This window comes from Streptomyces sp. NPDC056161 (genome assembly GCF_042268025.1).
Lineage (GTDB): Bacteria > Actinomycetota > Actinomycetes > Streptomycetales > Streptomycetaceae > Streptomyces.
On the sequence record NZ_JBHJUV010000006.1, the window covers coordinates 1 to 16,397 of the forward strand.

Sequence of the window (16,397 nt, forward strand, 5' to 3'; positions counted from 1 at the left end):
CCGGTGTCCCGATCAACGGTCGGGACACCGGGGATCGCCATTTCGCCACCGGCTCCACCGGCTCCACCGGCTCGCATTCTCAAAAGCCGAGAACCGAAAACCCGGCCGGAGATTCCGGTGAGGAATTCAACGGGAGCGCTCAGAACCGATGTGCGGCTTCTTGAATCCCTTGGGCAGCTTCGCCGTGTTGGAGCAGTCCACGACCTGCCCGAAACTGGCGGATCCGCCGCCCGCCAGTTGGTCGTCCGGAAACACCACGCGCGGACGGTCGGCCGTCGAGCAGTCCCGTTCCTGCTTGATGACGTGCGTGCCGCCCTTTTCGGTGCGGGTCTCGCTCTTGTGAACGCAGACGGTGCCGCCCTGCTCGGCGGTCTTGCAGTCACCCGAGGGGCCGTACGCGTACGCGTGTCCGGCGCCGACACAGAATGCGGCGAGACTTCCGACGAGCCCCGTGACGGTGGCGATCTTCCGCGGAGTGAACATGTGCTGTATTCCTTTACGACAGAGGCCCGGGCGCCTGCGCCGTTGATCGGCGTGCGCCCGGGCCCGAGAAGGTCAGACTGAGAATTCTGCGCCTGGACGCGTCGTCAGCCGCGTCCGACGGCGGTACTGCCGCATCCCGGACGCGCGACCTGAGGAACCGTCGCGCGTCCGGGCTGCCTTTGCCGATGAGCCCTCGGGACGTCTTTACTCGTCCTCGTCGCCCTGCTGCGGGCCGTAGCCCTGCTCAGGCTCGTTGCCGCCCTTGTGCCCGTCGGGCGCAAAGCCGTGCGGCTGAGTGTTGAAACCGCCGCCGACGGCAACGGCGTTGGCCGACGAGTTGGCGACCGCAGTGACTCCCTGCGGCGTCCCGCCGTCGAAGCCGCCGGCGAAGCTGGCCCCGGCACCCAGGACGGACAGCCCCGCCACGGCCACCGCTACGACGGCGGCACGCTGAAATTTACGCATGGTTCGACCCTTTCTTGCTCAGGCGTCAATGCCTGGCTTGACTACTCAACGTGAGCATAACCACACGTTGCGTAGTTATTCAGGATCTGCCACGTCGCACGTGGCGCGTCGGCCCCTTCTGCCGTAGTCGACCCCTTCTGCCGCACCGGTGCGAGGAGCGGCCGGACGGAAGGCTGCCGCAGGGCACGCAAGGGGACCAGTCCAACGGGCCGGACGGCCCCTGCCCGTCACCGGCTGCCCCCTATGCCGTGGGGGAACAGGTCACCTCAGGCCCGAACCGCGTCGTCCCGCTCCCCATCGCGGCGGGCAGTGTCAGACGATGGACCGGCTGACAGGTCTCCTGATGGGGGACGGCGCCGCCCTCGGGAATCCGGCCTTCGATCCGCTGGGAACAGCTGACATTGCCCTGGAGGTCGCGCGTGCAGGTTCCCGGCCCCGCGCCGGCCTGCGCCTGGGCGATGCCGGCGCAGGCCACGGCGATGCCGCCGAGGAGTCCGGAGACAACCGCGATCTTCTTCGCGCTGAACATGTGATGCGTTTTCCTTTTCAGGGACGCCCGAGAACCGGCCCCGCCGGGCTCCGTCTTCGACGCTCAGGCAGCCGGCCGGGAGTACGGGACCCGTCGAGACTCGCTGCGAAGGGTCCCGCGCCGAGCGTCGTGGACGATGACGCAGCAGGTCTCAGCCGTTGAAGGCACTGTTGTACTGGCCACAGGCGGTGTCCAGGGTGCCGGCGACCCCGAGCACTCCGACCGGGATGTCGTTCTCGGACACCGTCTGCGGGCTGCACTCCTGGTACGGGCGGAAGATGTCGGACACCCGCGGCCCGTTGTCGGAGGTGGTGGCGGTGGCGGTGCCGACACCGATCGCGGAGAGGCCGCCGGCCGCCACCGCTGCGATCACGACCTGCTGAAGCTTGCGCATGGAACCCTCGGTTCTTTGCTCATCCATCAAAACTGGTTGCCTAGCGTGACTGCTAAAACACTACCAGTAGCGGCACATAGCATTCCACACAGGACATCCACCCCGAGAGGGACATAGCCCACCAGAATCAACGGGTTGCCCCTGACTGCCCATTCGGCGGCAGAGTCGACCCGCGGCGCAGGGGCGCGCCTCGCGTGAGTCCGCGTCAGGTGCGGCACGGGCCGACGTCAACCCGCCGGTGACGGAGGCCAGTTGCTTCACACGGACGCCGACTCCACCATCCGCAGGTCCTCGTGCGCGGGCACCGAGGTGATCACGTCCCGCAGCCGCTCGACGTAGCGCCGCACGTTCCGGTACGCGATGTCCGTGTCCGGATAGCGGCAGGCGAACCAGAGCCCCTCGTGCAGCCGGTTGACCCACGCGCACAACTGATCGCCGTACGACACCCGCAGCAGCCCGTACGCCTTCTTCTCGGGCCAGTCGGCCGAGCCGGGGGTGAGGCGGGCATCCACGTACGAGATGATCGAGTACATGTCGGGCGAGGTCGGCCGGAAGTCCGCGCCGAGCAGGCGCAGTACGCGGGCCAGCGGAATGCGCGCCAGCGCCCGGTTGGCCCGCAGCTCGGCGCGGACCGTGGCGAGCGCGCCGTCGAAGTCCCGTGCCGCGGGCACCTCGATCGGTGCGCCGCCGACGTACCAGCCCACGGAGTCCGACCACGCGGACCTCAGCCGGGTGTGGAACGGCACGACCGTGCGGTAGACCGGCTGCCCGCCGAGTTCGTGGACGATCAGACTGGTCGCCGCCAGGACGCCCACCAGGCTGCCGCCGTAGGGCCGGCAGTGCGCCTCGAACACGGCGGCGGCGTCCGCGTCGACGAGCGGCTCGCACATCAGCTTCTGGGCGGGCAGGACCTCACCGGGCCGCAGACCGAGGTCGACGGGGAACTCCGGCAGCCTCCCGTCGCACCGGCCGATGAACTCGCGCCAGCGGGCGACGATCGCGTGTGTGTCGTCGATCCCGTCCGCGTTCACCCGCTCCTGCTCGCAGAAGTCGACGTAACTCCCGGCGGGCACGCCGCCGGCCGGCCGCCCGGTGACGCCCGCCCGGTACAGCTCGTGGACCTCGTCCGGGATGCGTTGGAGGGAATAGGCGTCCACGTTGGTGTGGTCGAAGGCCATGTACACGCTGGTGGAGTCCTCGCGTACGACCGCCGCGTAGATGAGGTTCGGCCAGCCGAGCGCGTCCGCCGCGGTGTCGAACCGGTCCTGGAGATACCGGATCAGCGCGTGCGTGTCATTGAAGTCGCCGACCACCGTCCGGTCCAACGCCACGTCGTCCTCGTCGAGCGTGAACCGGTGCATGTCCTCGCCGGCCCACCTGAAGCCGCTGCGCAGCGTCTCGTGACGCAACGTCCAGCCGCGCAACGCCTGTTCCAGCGCGTCGAGATCGACCCGGCCGGGCAGGTCGAACGCGGTGCCGAGCCAGGTCGGTACGAACAACCCGTCCTCCCGCACCGACCGGGCCGTTCTGATGTGCGACTCCTGGATGTACGCCGGCGGCCGCGGATCCGGCGGCAGTGCCGCCGCGGCCGCGATGGTCGCCGGGCTGAACGTCCACTCGACGAGCCGTCCGGGCCGGACCTCGCAGCGCTGGATATCAGAAATTCGCACAGTGGCGTCTCCTTCGCAGAAGACACCAGCTTGCTCGATCAAGGGGGAGCCGTGCGCGAGCGGTGGTCGCTGTGTCGTCGGCATTTCAGCGGGACGTGTGACATCTCGAACGGCGATGCGATACTTCGGGCGATGACCGGCCTCGTGGCCCGTGCCGTCGTCCACGTCACCGCGCCCCGCGCCGTCGTCCTGGGCCGCCGCATGACCGTGCCGGCCCACAACACCCTGGGCCGGGCACTGTTCGCCGGCCACACCTACAGCGGTGACCTGGTACGCCTAGTGCTTCTCGATCCGGACATGCGCGTGTTCCACCCCGCCTGGGACGAGATGGCGGTCAGCACCGCGGGCGGTCTGCGCGCTGCCGCGGGCCCGGACCACCACGACGACCCCCACCTGATCCGCACGGTGCGGGAACTGTCCGTGCGGAGCCCCGAGTTCCGTCAGCTGTGGGCCCGCCACGACATCCGGCAGAGGACCCACGCGGCCAAACGCTTCCGGCACCCCCTGGTCGGCGAACTGACCCTCGACCAGACCGGCCTCAGGCGAGGGTGAGCCGCTCGATCTCGGCAAGCGCGTCGTGCGCGGAATACACCTGCGCGAGCCGCCGTACGTTGTCCCGCACCTCGGTGTCCTTGAGGAGCCGCTCGGTGGCCGCGGCCACCTCTTCGGGAGCGGGAGTGGCCGTCCGCAGGTCGATCCCGAGGCCGTGGTACGCGACCCGCGCGGCGTTCGCGGGCTTGTCCTCGGTCGTTCCGGCGGCGATGACCGGCACTCCGGAGGCCAGCGCCTGGTGGATGCCACCGGCGCCACCGTTGGTGATGTACACGTCGGCCTTCGGCAGCAGCACCTCGAACGGGATGAAATCGGCGACCCGCGCGTTGGCCGGCACCGGGACGGACAACGCGTCGACCTCACGGCCCAGGGCGGCCACCACGGTGACGTCGAGGTCGGCGAGACCGGTGAGGGCCGGTTCGATGAGCTGGGAGACGTCCCGGTTGGCGAGGGTTCCCTGGGTCACGACGACGACCGGGCGTGAACCGTCCAGCTCGGACCACCAGGCCGGAGGCTGCCACTCCGCGGGGCGCTGCGGGGGCAGGTGCCCGACCAGGTGCAGCGACTCCGGGGCGTCACTGCGTTCGAACTCGAATCCCGGGACGGTCAGCGCGACGGTCACATCGGGAACGGTGATGACTCCGTCGGCGAACGCCGGGAACGCCGCGGTCGCGCCCATGGCACGCAGGACCTCGTTGAAGCGCTCCTGGGTCGGCTGTGCCGCTTGCGCGAACCCCGCGTTGGCGGCGCGGTTGGCCGCTTTCTGGTCCTGGCCCGGTTCGACCGGCACGGGCCCGAAGAACGTCGTGTCGTCGCTGCTGAGCGCCAGCGGCACCACGGACACCCCGACCCAGCGGCGCGGCCGGCGGCCCGGTGCCCCCATGGCGGTCGGCACCGCTCCCAGGAACAGGGCATTGCAGATCAGATACTGATCGGGGTCCTGGTCGAGCAGTTCTTGCAGGGCCGCGTGCTGGTCCGGCATCGGATTGACGAAGGTGTACGTCCAGTCGTAGTTGAGCTGTTCGGGGCCGGGCGTCAGACGCATACGTTCCGGTACCTCCGCCAACAGCCGGTCGTCGAAGTCCGCGGCGCCGGTCAGCGGCGCGAAGCCGAGACCCATGCCCTCGACGGTCGTACGGAAGCGGCTGCCGGTGAGCACGGTGACCTGGTGCCCGCGGCGGGCGAATCCCCGCGCCACTTCGAGCAGAGGGGCCAGCTCACCGGTGATGGGAGGCGACGCCACGATGATCTTTGACATGAAGAACCCCTGGGGCACTGGTGCTTGGCGCACGGCGGAGCCATTGCTGCGGACCACGATCACGCTGAATCACCGACAGTAGTCCAACTGCCTTGCCCGCAAAGGCTGTCCGGACACCTGCGGCGTCCGACCCGCAGGACCGGAAATACTCATGGACAGCGACAGCTCGGCTCACCGCACGGCCATCCGCCACCACCGGCCCCGGCCCCAGGTCCTCCGCCTCTGACCCTGCCTCTGCCTCTGCCTCTGACCCTCCCTTCGTCCCCGGCAGGGGCCGGCCATGGTCCACCGGCCGGCGCTAACCCAGCAGCATCGCGATGCTCTCCGTCGCCAGGGAGTCCACCCGTACGGCCACCGCCTCATCGAGGTCTGCGCCCGTGGCGGCGAAGTAGGCCAGGAGCGACCCGCGGACAACCGACCTGACGTCGCCCGCACCGACATCGATTCCGGCGTCTCGCAGGCCCGTCAGCTCCTTTGTGGCAGTCGCCAGAGCTTCCTCAACGGAGAGATTCGGGTTCGTCGCTCCGTCCGCGATCCGACGACAGACCACGACGCTGTCGAGGTTGGAGGGCTCACGAGCCCCGGCCTTGACGACGCTGGTCGTCATCTCGCCCTTCACCGGCTGGACGGCCATCACGACCCAGCCGGAGCGGCGGAGCGAGTCGACCACCCGCACCCAGCCGCTGATCCGGGCCTGGTGGAAGGTGAAAGCCAGCAGCCCGCCCGGCTTCAAGACCCTCGCGCACTCGGTCCACACGGCCTCGATGGCCTTCCCGAACTCCACCGGATCGGCATGCTGGACTTCGCCCGCTTGACGGGTCGTTGCCGCATCGGAGTAAGCGGCGTAAGGCCGCATTCCCCGAAGCCATGCGTGGAAGAAGTCCGCCAACTCGGCATAGTGGACGTTATCCATGTAAGGCGGATCGGTTACGACCAGATCGACCGATTCATCGGGGATATCCGTGTCCGCCGAGTTCCTGGTGGCGACGTAGGCGACCTGCCCCTCAGCCGCGGCGAAGGACTCCCACGAATCAGCAACAGTCGCACCCAGCGGCTTCGACACCCCGGTGACGCGCTCGATCCCCGCACCACGGCCGACGAGGTCGGCGGGATGCGTCTTGTACTCGTGGGCGCGGTGCAGCCGACTCCTGTAGAGCGTGGAGAAGGCACCCGAAGACTGCGGCGTGCCCCAGGGATGCGCCTCCAGCGGAGTCCTCTCCGGCTTCAGGATGTGATGGCTGAACATGTGCCGCACCGCACCCGTGCCCTCGCCCTTGAACGACGTGAACAGGTTGTTGAACTCCAGCGTTCCGGAGAAAAGGGCGCAGAGCGCTTCACGTTCAGGAGCGGGCCCGGGAAGGTCCCGGATCGCCGTCGCGATGAGCGAGAGGGAAACCAATTGGCGCGCATTGAAGAAGTCACGCCACTCGCGGAAGTTCCACTTCAGGGCCTGGTCGGTGTTGTTGCCGGGAGCCAACTCGCCGCGCGGGAGCACAGCGGAATCCGGTAGGTCCGCAAGCGCTTCGACACACCGCTCGTACAGCCCACGATCCCATTCCGTGATGGCCTCGTAACTCTTCGTGCCGTCAGGGTTGGCCACCATCTTGGCGTACATCTCGTACGACGGCCGCGCCCCACCGAGAGCACTGAGGGTCTTGAACTCGTGACCGCACGGGCAGGTGGCCGACTGGCCCCGCACCGCACCACGCTGCGTGATCCTGTGGCCGCTGGGGCACATCTCCACATCGAAGTCGTACCGGCTCTCCCGAACCGCCAGACATTCCGGGCAGACAAGCTGCGCCTTGGGCACCCTCTTCGGGTACGCGTTCTTGGAGAACACCGGAGAATCAAACAATCGGACGACTTCGGAGCAGTCGGGACATGCGACGGTAGCGACCCAGAAGTAATAGAGAACGGTCCTGCCGTCCTCCGTCCGGTGCAGGCTGTCGACCTCTGACCGGCAGGCCGACTCGACCGCCTCGAAGGCATCTTCCAGTGCCTTCAGGTCCCACGGCTGAACGGCTTGGCGCTGGACCAGCGTTGCCACGGGATTGATGTCGAAACAAATGGCCCTGGCCCCGAGCTTGAGGGATTCCACGCCGGTGATGCCCGAGCCGGAAAAAGGGTCGAGCACTACGGCACCGGCCAGATCGAGCGATGATCCGTAGGCCCTCTCCGCGTCGGCTCCCTCAGGTGTCGTCGCCGATGCCAGAATCCCCCGGAAGACCGTGCCGAGGCGCTTTGCCCACCACTTGTGGGTGCTGGTGGCCGGGCGGTGGACCTCTTTGCGCCAGGACTCCTTCGTGCCGACCTCGCTGAGCATCGCCGCCGGAAAGGTCGACTCCAGACTGGTGCGGGCCGGCACCGCGGCTACCACAGCCGGGCTCCCCTGAGAGAAACGGTCTTGGAGTCACCCGCGCCGCGCGACCGGTAGGCGTGGAAGCCGTGGACCATTCCCGCCAGGGGGTTCGGCGCCTTGTGCTCCACCATCTCGTTGGTCTGGAGGTTGAACTCGTAGGACACGACGACCTCGTCGGCCTCGATCCGGTTCAGCTCTCCCACCTGCACCAGGGCGTCCGACTGCGGCTCGAAGCCGGCGGGCACGATCAGCGTCGCGAGCCCAGCGGTCCCGGAAGCCAGTGCGTACGGCGTCGGCACCACGTACATCTTGCGGTCGCGGACCAGAATGTCGCCGTACGTGCCGAAGCCACGGAACGACCTGTTCTTGTGGACGTACTCACTGTCCGCGTTGAGGAAGCTGCCGTGACACACCACAAGGTCCACCACGGGGTACTCGTCGACCCCGCGCTCCGACTTCGGGTACCGGCCGAACACGTAGAAGACCTCGCGCCCGTCGTGATCACCGGTCGGCACCTGGGAGTTGGAGTCGTAGTCGGCCTCCCGGCCGGGGAACTCCAGGCCCTTGACCTCGTAACCCTCCGGGTGATGGATGAGCCGGAAGTCCGGATACGTGTTCCGACCGGGCTCGTCGTACGCCAGACCGCATGCCTCGATGCGCGCCTGCACCCAGTTCTGGAAATGGTACTCCTTGTCACTGGCGGAGACCCGCCGGATCAGGTCACCGTCCGCCCGTGCCCGCTCACACTCAAGAAATACCTGTTCGACGGCGCTCACTGCCACCCTCTGTCACTCTTCGCGTCCACCCACGTCGCCCCTCCGGGCAATGCCTTGAGGCTACAGAACGCCCCGCACGCCCACGGGCCGCGTCCGCCCCGCATCGCTTGGGCGACCCGCGTCCGCCCCGCATCGCTCGGGCGACACCTGCGTGCCTCGTGCGGAGCCCGCTCCTGAGACCGACCGGATCAGCGTCCAGAACCCTCGATCGAGACCAGAAGGGAGACCACGGACAGCCGCGCGGCCCACGCTCAGCGTCGACGCCGCGTCCACCGAACGGGCTCGGGTACCGGCGCCGACTCGCCGGTGCATGCCCTTCGACGTGCTCCGGTCGACGGTATCGAGTCGGTCACCGGACGCCGGTTCAGTCACGAGTGAGGTCGGACAGGAGCGCGGGCAGGAGGCGTTCCTCCATGACCGCACCGCCGGACTCCCCCATGGCACGGGCCAGTCCGGGGTCCCAGGGGCTGGTCGTGGGCGGTCCCGTGAGCGGCGTGGACTCGCCCTCGCCGAGTGCGGCCGTGTAGTCGGCGGCCGTCATCCGCCAGGGGCGGGCGCCGTGACGGGTCACGGCGTCCGCGGTGATACGCAGGCCGGCCCAGTCGAAGTCGGCGCGCCAGCGCAGCCGGGCTCCCGCGCGCCGACTCGCTGCGGTTTCCGCAGTTTCCGCCGCGGTGACGGCCTCCTGCGCGCGGTCGAGCGAGACCCGGGCGAGGTCACGGGTCTGCTCGGCGCCGCGTGCCGTCTGCTGGGCGGCGCGCACGGCCCGGACGCCCTCGTGACGGGCGGCGGCCAGCGCGGCGGAGCGTTCGGCGAGGCGGATGGGGTCGGCGTCGGCGGGGGTCCAGGGCAGGCCGGCGGTGCGGGCGTGGTCGGCGACGGCGGCGGCGTCGCGGGAGACGGCAGCGGCGTCGCGGGAGACGGCAGCGGCGTCGCGGGAGACGGCAGCGTCGAGTTCGGCGGCGAGCCGTGCGGCGTGTTCGGCCTCGGCGCGGGCGCGGCCGGTGACGGCGCTGCGCCGTTCACGTTCGGCGCTCGCCTGCCGGGCGGTCTGCTCGCAGGTGCGCACCAGACGTTTCAGGTCGGCCAGTCGTTCGAGGGCCTGGTAGGCGGCGGAGGAGCGCAGCTGGTCGAGCCGGGAGCGCTGGGCGGCGAGCGCCGCGTCGGCCGCCTCAGCTCGCGTCTCGGCGGCGGTCTGGCGCTCGCGGGCCGCCGCCAGGTCCGCGGTGGCGGTGCGCAGGGCGGCGGCGCGCTCGGCGGTCTCGGTACGGCGGGCGGTGAGCCGGTCCGCGGCGGCGCGGGCGTGGACCCGCAGGTAGGTGGAGTAGCTCGCGAGGAAGGCGCGGGTGGCGTCGTCGGCGGCGGCCAGTCCCTCCAGGGTGCGCTGCACGGACTCCATGTCGTCGAAGGAGCGGGCCGCCTCGGCGATCAGGTCGTCGTCGAGGGGGCGCAGACCGGCGGTGAGGGTGCCGGACAGCTTGGCCGGGTCGAGGTTCTTGGCGAGCTGCGGGCGGCGCAGCGTGAGGATCAGGGTGAGCAGTTGCTCGTACCGCTCCGGGCCGAGACCGAACAGGCGCTGGTCGACGGCGGCTCGGTAGTCGGCCGTGGAGGCGATCAGATCACGTCCGAGTTCGGCGGCGAGCTGCCTCTTCGTCATCGGCCGGTCGTCGCGGGTGAGAAGGGAGAAGTCCTCGCCGACCCGGCCTTCGGCGACGAAGTGCCAGCGGGCGGGGGTGTCGCGGTGGCGCTGGGCGTGCAGCCCGATGCCGCAGGTGACGGCCTCACCCGTCTCCCGGTGGGTGAACTCGATCCAGACGTAGCCGAGCGCGCTGTCCTGCCCGCGGAAGAGCAGGTTGGACTTCATCGTGCAGTCCTCGGCCGCGAACGGGTTGAGCCGCTTGGGGTCGATACGGCCGTCGAGAACGAACGGGAAGAGGACTTCGAGGGCCTTGGTCTTGCCGGATCCGTTGGGTCCGCGCAGCACCAGCCAGCCGCCGGCGAAGGAGAACTCCTCGTCCCGGTAGTCCCACAGGTTGATGATCCCGGCGCGGGTAGGGACGTAGCGCGCTGCTGGGGCGGGGGTGCTCACGGAGTCGCGTCCTCGGCATTGTCGTTGACGGTGTCGTCGGCGAACAGGGCGGTCCGAGAGGGCGGCCCGGCCACCGTACGGGTCTTCACCCGTGCCGTGACCCCCCGATAGCGGGCGAGCAGCGGCAGGGCGAGGGCCCCGCCGTCGACCCGTGCTGTCAGCGACATGGCGGCCAGCAGTTCGAGCGCCTGGCCGAGCAACCGGTCAGGGTCGCCGCGCAGATCGGCGGCGAAGCCCGCGCCGTACTCGCTGGTGATCTCCTTGAGCCTGCCCCGGAGCCAGGAGTCCGTGACGAAGGGATAGCGGGTCTCTGCCGGTTCCTGGCCCTCGTCGTCGGGTGGATCGTCCGCAGACACCTGGTACGCCGACTCCTCGTCCCTCTCGGCGAGTTCGGCGAGTTCGGCGACCAGTCCACGCGAAGGCAGGGCCGCGTCGATACGCCGGGCGCGGACCGTCAGGCGTTCGGCGGCGGTGGGCGCGGGCAGCAGTTCCAGGGCGTGCCGTCCGGAGCGCTGCACGGCGGCACTGATCCGGGCGGCGAGGAGCAGCGCGGCCTGCTCCTTGAGCTGCTCGGCGCGGAGCAGGGCCCGCCGGTCGTCGTCGCGTTCGATGCGGCCGGGGCCCTTCAGGGCGGGGGTGCGGCCGGACTGGACCAGGGTGCGGGCCAGTTCGACCGGTTCGGCCTCCCACCAGGACGTACGCCCGGGGATCAGCTCGGGGTCGGCGTACGGGACCGCGATGTGACGCGGTGCCCCGAGCCCGAAGACGGCCTGGAACAGGGCGTGCGCGTCCTCGTCGCTTCCGCAGGAGGTGAACCACTGGGCGAGAGGGCGCAGTTGGCTCTCCCGGCTCACTCCGCCCCGGCGGGCCTCGGTGACCCGGCGCAGTAGGGCGAGGACGGAGCGGATCGCGGTGACGGTGGCGTCCTGCAGCCGCTCGGTCTCGCTGTGCTCGCGCTCGGCGAACCAGTGGACGATGCCGTCCCACCGGTGCCGCCAGTCCGCCAGCCGCTCGGCTGGGCTGCGGAAGAGCCGCTCGTCCGCCAGTGTAAGCTGCGCCCCGGCCCGTGCCTCCTGTGCTACCCCGCGCCCGCTTCACGCCGCTACCGGGCGGTGGCCGCCGTGAAGACCCGCCCTGCGGCCGGCTCAGCGGCGGATCGCCGCCACTGGCCGTCAACTCCCTACCTAAGCATTGCGACGCACAGACCGCACGTGCCCGATTGGCCCGAATTCCAAGCTCAACCAAAACAAGAAACCCCAGGTCAGAAGCCCGACCTGAGGTTCACCATGGAGCCGCTTTCGGGATTCGAACCCGAGACCTACGCATTACGAGACCATGAGCGATCGTGTTGCGTAGTGCCCCATTGGGCGTCCGTTCAGCGGGAGATTCGCCCCTCCTCCCCCTGTACCCGGGCTGGCAGCGGTGCCCCGATCTCAGCGGCGAACGTGTGCAGTTCCTCGCGCCTGGGCAACTCGGTCAGGGCCTCGCCGACAGGGTGCGGGCCCGGCCGCACGACGGCCGTCACCCACGACGGCGGCGTTTCAGCCGCGAGCCGAAGAGGAAGACGCCGCCGCCCGCGACGAGAACGCCAGCGGCCAGCAGAATCAGACCCTTGGTGTCCTGGCCGGTCATCGCCATGGTGCCCTGCACCGTAGCGTCGGCATGGGATGGCGACACAGTCGACGCCCCGGCGGAGGCCGAGCCGGTCGTGGCGCCCGTGCCCGAAGTGCCGGACGAGGCCGAGCCGGTCGTCGTATCTGCCCCTGTGATCGCGAACGATGCTACGACGGGCGACTGGTGGGCATCGAGCTTGCATGCCGGGTTGACCCGGCCCACAGGTTTGCCGTTCGCCTGCTTCCCGACGAGCGTCAGGTTGAGGTCGCCGACGGCGATCCGCACAGTGCCCTGCTTGTGGAACGTGTGAGAGGGGACGGTGCCGGCCGCCGTGACGGCAAAGGCACGGTCGGCCTTGGGAATGGTGACCTTGTTGATGCTGAAGCGTACAGGGACTTTGAAGGTGCCATCCTGCGACCGGAGTTCGACGTTCGTGTCCACCGTGCCCTCAATGGACTTCAGGTCCGCAAGGAATGTGTGGATCAGATGCGTGTCTTCCTTGCTCGCCGTCGTCGTCGCGTCGAACGTGAATTCCGGGCTGGGCTTGCCGGCTGCGACCGAATCCGGGACATCCGCGTGGATCTTCATCGGGACGGTCCGGCTGACCCCGGAAACCTTGCATGTGTAATTCAGCGTGATCGAGGCCGGGCGCGCGGACGCGGTGCCGGCCCCGGGAGCGCCCACGATTCCGACCGCAACTCCTGCTGCCATCATGACCCCAAGGGCGAACCTCGCCTTTGGCCTTCCCGAACTGTTCCCGGTGCCCATGAGTTGTCCCCCATCAGTCGATCAATTGATCAATTGATCAATTGCGATATTCATCGGTCAACGCCTGTCGGATATCGCTGTGTCCATGGCGACGCTAGTCCGCTCCCCCATGGTTCCCGGCTTGCCCACCGGGTGAACTCCGCGGCCGGTGCTGTCCTGGCGCGCCCGGTAGACGTGGGCCAGGTGGGCTTCGAGCCGAGCATGGCGGAACTGGTAGACCGCACCGGCCTTGCGCAGCACACCTCGATCATGGGCGTCATCCAGGAAAGCGATCACTGCCCAGGGCAGACGCCTGGTCAGCGGCAACCACATGCGCGACAGGGCCGCCCACTGACCCCAGGCGGTGAAACTCAGCCCGTACCCGAGCCCGCCCGCGAACGCGCCCTCGATCCCGAAGACGAGCCCCACCAACAGCCCGAGCACGGGCCCGGGCGCGAACCCGCCCAGTCGCCCGGGGGCGAATCCCATGGCGATCCCGGCCGGGACCCCGAGCACGAGCAACCACACAAGCATATGGACGAATGCGTTCTTGCGGTTGGTCCTCAACAGGTCCGAGGCGCTGATAGCGGATGTGGTGTCAATAGGGGTTTCGAGCCACGCCATGACGGCAAGCGCGGTTCCGGCGCCGAAACCGATTTCCACCGGAAACAGCAACGCCCCCCTGAGGCCGCCGTCGAGTCCGTCGTCGAACCCCAGCGGCCCGACGATCAATCTGTCCATGAGCACCAGCACGACTGCGGTCGGCGCCCCGAACCCGATCCCCAGGATGAACCTCCGGGCGATCTCGGCACCATTGCGCCGGGTCTCGCCGAAGATCTGTATGCGCAGAGTCGACGGCTTGGACGCCGCCCCTCTGGGCGCGAACTCGTACACGAACGCGAACACCAACCCGGCCACCAGTCCGTGCAGGAGGCAGACCAGAAGCCCCCGCACGATCGCGAACCCGAGCCCACGCGTGGTCGCGATCAAGTCCACGGGCAGGTTCCCGATCCCGGTCGGCACCCCCAGAGCCATCCCGGCGAGGAACCCGATCACGAGCATGCGCGTGGAACGGCGCATCGTGGTGCCCAGTTGCCACCAGCCGAGGTCGTGGGTCTTGAGTTTCTCCAGGTGCGCGGCGAGGTAGCCGAGCCAGTGCTGGGCCTCCCCGGGCGTCCAGTGACGGCGGTGACGGGGACTGTCGGCGTCACGATCGTCGTGCGGCGCGGCACTGTAGACGGCGGGGATGAATGCGTCCAGGAGATGATCTTGCAGGGCTTCGGGCGTGGGGAAGTGCAGCAGCTTTTCGGGGTCGCGTCTGGGAGCGTCGCTGTAGATGGTGCGGGCCAGCGAGACCATCAGCGGGGTGGCGAGAACCTTGGCGAGGTTCGCCGTGCCCTGGGTGTACGGCCCTTCGCGCAACCGGGCCAGGACGGCATCCCACACCGTACGGTCCGCGCCGCCCTCTCTGATCGTCCGGCTGGCACGGATCAGGTAGTGGGCGTAGTCGTCCACCATGAGGTCCTCCAACTCGATGACCGCGGCGGCGGTGAGCACGTCGGAATCCTCGGAGCCGTTGACGGCCTTGGTGTATTCGTCGGGGCGGCTGGTGAGCAGCAGCGGCATGGTGGTGGCCTGGTTGAGCGCTTTGAGCGCCATACCGTGCAGGCCGCTGGGGATCTCGTCGAAACCGTCGAGAACGGGCAGGATCCGGCCCGAGTCGACAAGGACACGGGCCAGATTGCCTCCGCGCGCGGCTGGAGCCGCGAGGAAGGGGTGGTCACGCACCAGTTGGGCACACATCCAGTCGCGCAACGAAGTCGCGGCCGGATCCCAGGAACCCAGGCCGAAGATCACCGGTACCCGGTCGCCGGGGGTACGGGTATCGAGCCAGTCGACGAGGAAACGCAAAGTCAGGATCGACTTGCCCGATCCGGCCTCACCGAGCACCACCAGCCGACCGGACGGGACGAAGGTGTACGCGTCCACGATCTGGTCGAGTTCGCCGTCCAGCGGCAGGGGCGTTGCAGCCGCCCCGCGCGGGAGCCGGCGGATGTTGGCCCAGTTGTCGAAGACATTCCGGTCGGTGCACCGAAAGCGCACGGGGAGCGGGAACGGGTCGTGCACCCGTCGCTGCTCCTCCTCCTTACGCCACTGCTTGGAGACCTCGTCGGCGAGGGCCTCGGCCGGGTCGCCCTCAGCCGGCGGTGGATGCGGCGGCGGTGGTGGGAGCCGCGTGAGGTGGACGGCGCGGGCCGGCAGGCCGATCAGGTCGCCCAGTTGATCGATCTGGGCTTGGGTGAGGTGTTTGTACCAGCGTTGCACCCGGCTTGCCGTGAGCCTGCCGGCTCCGTCGGTGAGGTGATGCGCGCTGACCACTCCGATCAGGTACCCACCGCTCCACACCGCGGCTCCCGACATTCCCTCCCATGGGGAACGGCCCTCCGGATCGGGCCCCGGAGCGCCCACGGAGATCTCCAGAGTGCCCTTGCGCAGGTCCGCCCACGGCGTGGTCTTGCCCTGCGCATGGTGGGAATCCCGGTACCGTGCGATCCTGTTGAGTTCCGACGATGCGTTGTCGGGGCGTAGCTTGAATTTGGGGAACCCCAGCGCGTCGCAATCCACCGGCTGGGTGATGAGGCCGTACCGCACCGGCGGGACCTCGGCAGCGTAGAGCCCGCTGCCGCCCGGGTCATTCGAGATCTTGAGCACCGCGACATCGACGTCGGAGTCCTCCCACAGCGGCTCCGGCTCGCCGGACAACTCCGTTACGTCACCGTCCTCGGTGAGAAAGCGCAGCGTGACCGAGACCGCGTCCCGCACCACATGCGCGGCTGTGAGTACCGCGTTCCCGCTCACGCGGTAACCCGATCCGCGCCACTCCTCGCCTCCGCGTCGGGTGATGACGACCTGGACCACTCGACGTACGTCGAGCTCGTCCGGCCCGGGTGCCCCCGATGCGCTGCCGTCCGCAGTGCTCATTGCTCGTCCGGGTCAGCGCGGCCGACGACGAACGGCCGGTCAGGCGACCCTTGGAGGGTCGGCTGCAAAGTCAGTTTGACCAGCTGCGTCGAGGTGGAGTTCACCGTCGCGTCCGCACCGGACTCGACCACCCAGAACCGTACCCTCGCCTCCGCGTGCCCGGTTCGCTCCAGCGCGACCGACAATTCCAGCTCGATCGTCCCCAACTCGAAGCGCAGCGTCTCCCCCTGCGCCGCGACGACCGCCTGCTGCAACTCCTCCCGCAGGTCCCTGATCACACTGGCCAACTCGATCACCCGCGCCCCCTGCACCGATACCAGTTGTCGGTCGCCAACGACTCTAGCCCTGTCCATCGCCTGTACGGAGCGATTCGGCACGGTCGCCGCGACCTCCGGCTCTCCAAGGAACTTCACGCGCGCGGCGTCGACCTCGCCACCTTGGACGTGAGACCTGTCAGGATCGGACAGCCCTGCCGCCGC

At 69.1% G+C, this 16,397-nt stretch carries 14 protein-coding genes; 1 reads left to right on the plus strand and 13 read right to left on the minus strand.

Features of this window, described 5'->3' with window-relative positions; genetic code table 11:
• Positions 1–126: 126 nt before the first annotated feature.
• The 5 genes from ACFC09_RS07500 to ACFC09_RS07520 all read right to left on the minus strand — a co-directional run bounded on the left by ACFC09_RS07500 (position 127) and on the right by ACFC09_RS07520 (position 3,541).
• Positions 127–483: a hypothetical protein gene (locus ACFC09_RS07500; RefSeq protein ID WP_376524738.1), complete on the minus strand. Its 357-nt coding sequence runs from the start codon at positions 481–483 to the stop codon at positions 127–129.
• A gap of 204 nt (positions 484–687) precedes the next feature.
• Positions 688–948 carry a hypothetical protein gene (locus ACFC09_RS07505; protein WP_376524739.1) on the minus strand — a complete coding sequence of 87 codons (261 nt, stop codon included), beginning with the start codon at positions 946–948 and terminating at the stop codon, positions 688–690.
• 241 nt (positions 949–1,189) lie between these two features.
• Positions 1,190–1,477, minus strand: a complete 288-nt coding sequence (locus tag ACFC09_RS07510) for a hypothetical protein (RefSeq protein WP_376524740.1) — start codon at positions 1,475–1,477, stop codon at positions 1,190–1,192.
• A gap of 151 nt (positions 1,478–1,628) precedes the next feature.
• Positions 1,629–1,871, minus strand: coding sequence for a hypothetical protein (locus ACFC09_RS07515; RefSeq protein WP_376524742.1), 243 nt, complete (start codon positions 1,869–1,871; stop codon positions 1,629–1,631).
• A 257-nt stretch (positions 1,872–2,128) separates the two neighbouring features.
• Positions 2,129–3,541 carry a condensation domain-containing protein gene (locus ACFC09_RS07520; RefSeq protein WP_376524744.1) on the minus strand — a complete coding sequence of 471 codons (1,413 nt, stop codon included), beginning with the start codon at positions 3,539–3,541 and terminating at the stop codon, positions 2,129–2,131.
• A gap of 132 nt (positions 3,542–3,673) precedes the next feature.
• On the opposite strand from ACFC09_RS07520, the gene ACFC09_RS07525 reads away from it, so the two are divergent.
• Positions 3,674–4,093 (plus strand): hypothetical protein, encoded by a 420-nt coding sequence (locus ACFC09_RS07525; protein WP_376524745.1) that lies wholly within the window; start codon positions 3,674–3,676, stop codon positions 4,091–4,093.
• Here ACFC09_RS07525 and ACFC09_RS07530 read toward each other — a convergent pair.
• From ACFC09_RS07530 to ACFC09_RS07565, 8 genes are all read right to left on the minus strand, one after another.
• Complete coding sequence (locus ACFC09_RS07530; protein WP_376524747.1) at positions 4,080–5,351, minus strand: nucleotide disphospho-sugar-binding domain-containing protein; 1,272 nt, start codon at positions 5,349–5,351, stop codon at positions 4,080–4,082. The two genes, ACFC09_RS07525 and ACFC09_RS07530, sit on opposite strands and share 14 nt — an antisense overlap.
• A gap of 298 nt (positions 5,352–5,649) precedes the next feature.
• Positions 5,650–7,716, minus strand: coding sequence for a DNA methyltransferase (locus ACFC09_RS07535; RefSeq protein ID WP_376524748.1), 2,067 nt, complete (start codon positions 7,714–7,716; stop codon positions 5,650–5,652).
• Positions 7,717–7,721: 5 nt separating this feature from the next.
• Entirely contained in the window at positions 7,722–8,486 is a 765-nt protein-coding gene (locus ACFC09_RS07540; RefSeq protein WP_376524750.1) for a hypothetical protein, read from the minus strand.
• Between the two features lie 364 nt (positions 8,487–8,850).
• Positions 8,851–10,575: a DUF2399 domain-containing protein gene (locus ACFC09_RS07545; protein ID WP_376524752.1), complete on the minus strand. Its 1,725-nt coding sequence runs from the start codon at positions 10,573–10,575 to the stop codon at positions 8,851–8,853.
• Entirely contained in the window at positions 10,572–11,621 is a 1,050-nt protein-coding gene (locus ACFC09_RS07550) for a DUF2397 family protein (RefSeq protein WP_376525027.1), read from the minus strand. Before ACFC09_RS07550 ends, ACFC09_RS07545 begins: the two co-directional genes overlap by 4 nt.
• 475 nt (positions 11,622–12,096) lie before the next feature.
• Positions 12,097–12,903 (minus strand): DUF6801 domain-containing protein, encoded by an 807-nt coding sequence (locus ACFC09_RS07555; protein ID WP_376524753.1) that lies wholly within the window; start codon positions 12,901–12,903, stop codon positions 12,097–12,099.
• A gap of 111 nt (positions 12,904–13,014) precedes the next feature.
• Positions 13,015–15,918, minus strand: coding sequence for an NACHT domain-containing protein (locus ACFC09_RS07560; protein WP_376524755.1), 2,904 nt, complete (start codon positions 15,916–15,918; stop codon positions 13,015–13,017).
• Positions 15,915–16,331 (minus strand): trypco2 family protein, encoded by a 417-nt coding sequence (locus ACFC09_RS07565; protein WP_376524757.1) that lies wholly within the window; start codon positions 16,329–16,331, stop codon positions 15,915–15,917. Before ACFC09_RS07565 ends, ACFC09_RS07560 begins: the two co-directional genes overlap by 4 nt.
• Positions 16,332–16,397: the final 66 nt, after the last annotated feature.

What these genes read in the sequence shown, in the direction of transcription:
- ACFC09_RS07500 (WP_376524738.1), bottom strand. Translation starts at nt 483, where the DNA reads ATGTTCACTCCGCGGAAGATCGCCACCGTCACGGGGCTCGTCGGAAGT.
- ACFC09_RS07510 (WP_376524740.1), bottom strand. Translation starts at nt 1,477, where the DNA reads ATGTTCAGCGCGAAGAAGATCGCGGTTGTCTCCGGACTCCTCGGCGGC.
- ACFC09_RS07530 (WP_376524747.1), bottom strand. Translation starts at nt 5,351, where the DNA reads ATGTCAAAGATCATCGTGGCGTCGCCTCCCATCACCGGTGAGCTGGCC.
- ACFC09_RS07515 (WP_376524742.1), bottom strand. Translation starts at nt 1,871, where the DNA reads ATGCGCAAGCTTCAGCAGGTCGTGATCGCAGCGGTGGCGGCCGGCGGC.
- ACFC09_RS07505 (WP_376524739.1), bottom strand. Translation starts at nt 948, where the DNA reads ATGCGTAAATTTCAGCGTGCCGCCGTCGTAGCGGTGGCCGTGGCGGGG.
- ACFC09_RS07560 (WP_376524755.1), bottom strand. Translation starts at nt 15,918, where the DNA reads ATGAGCACTGCGGACGGCAGCGCATCGGGGGCACCCGGGCCGGACGAG.
- ACFC09_RS07525 (WP_376524745.1), top strand. Translation starts at nt 3,674, where the DNA reads ATGACCGGCCTCGTGGCCCGTGCCGTCGTCCACGTCACCGCGCCCCGC.
- ACFC09_RS07555 (WP_376524753.1), bottom strand. Translation starts at nt 12,903, where the DNA reads ATGATGGCAGCAGGAGTTGCGGTCGGAATCGTGGGCGCTCCCGGGGCC.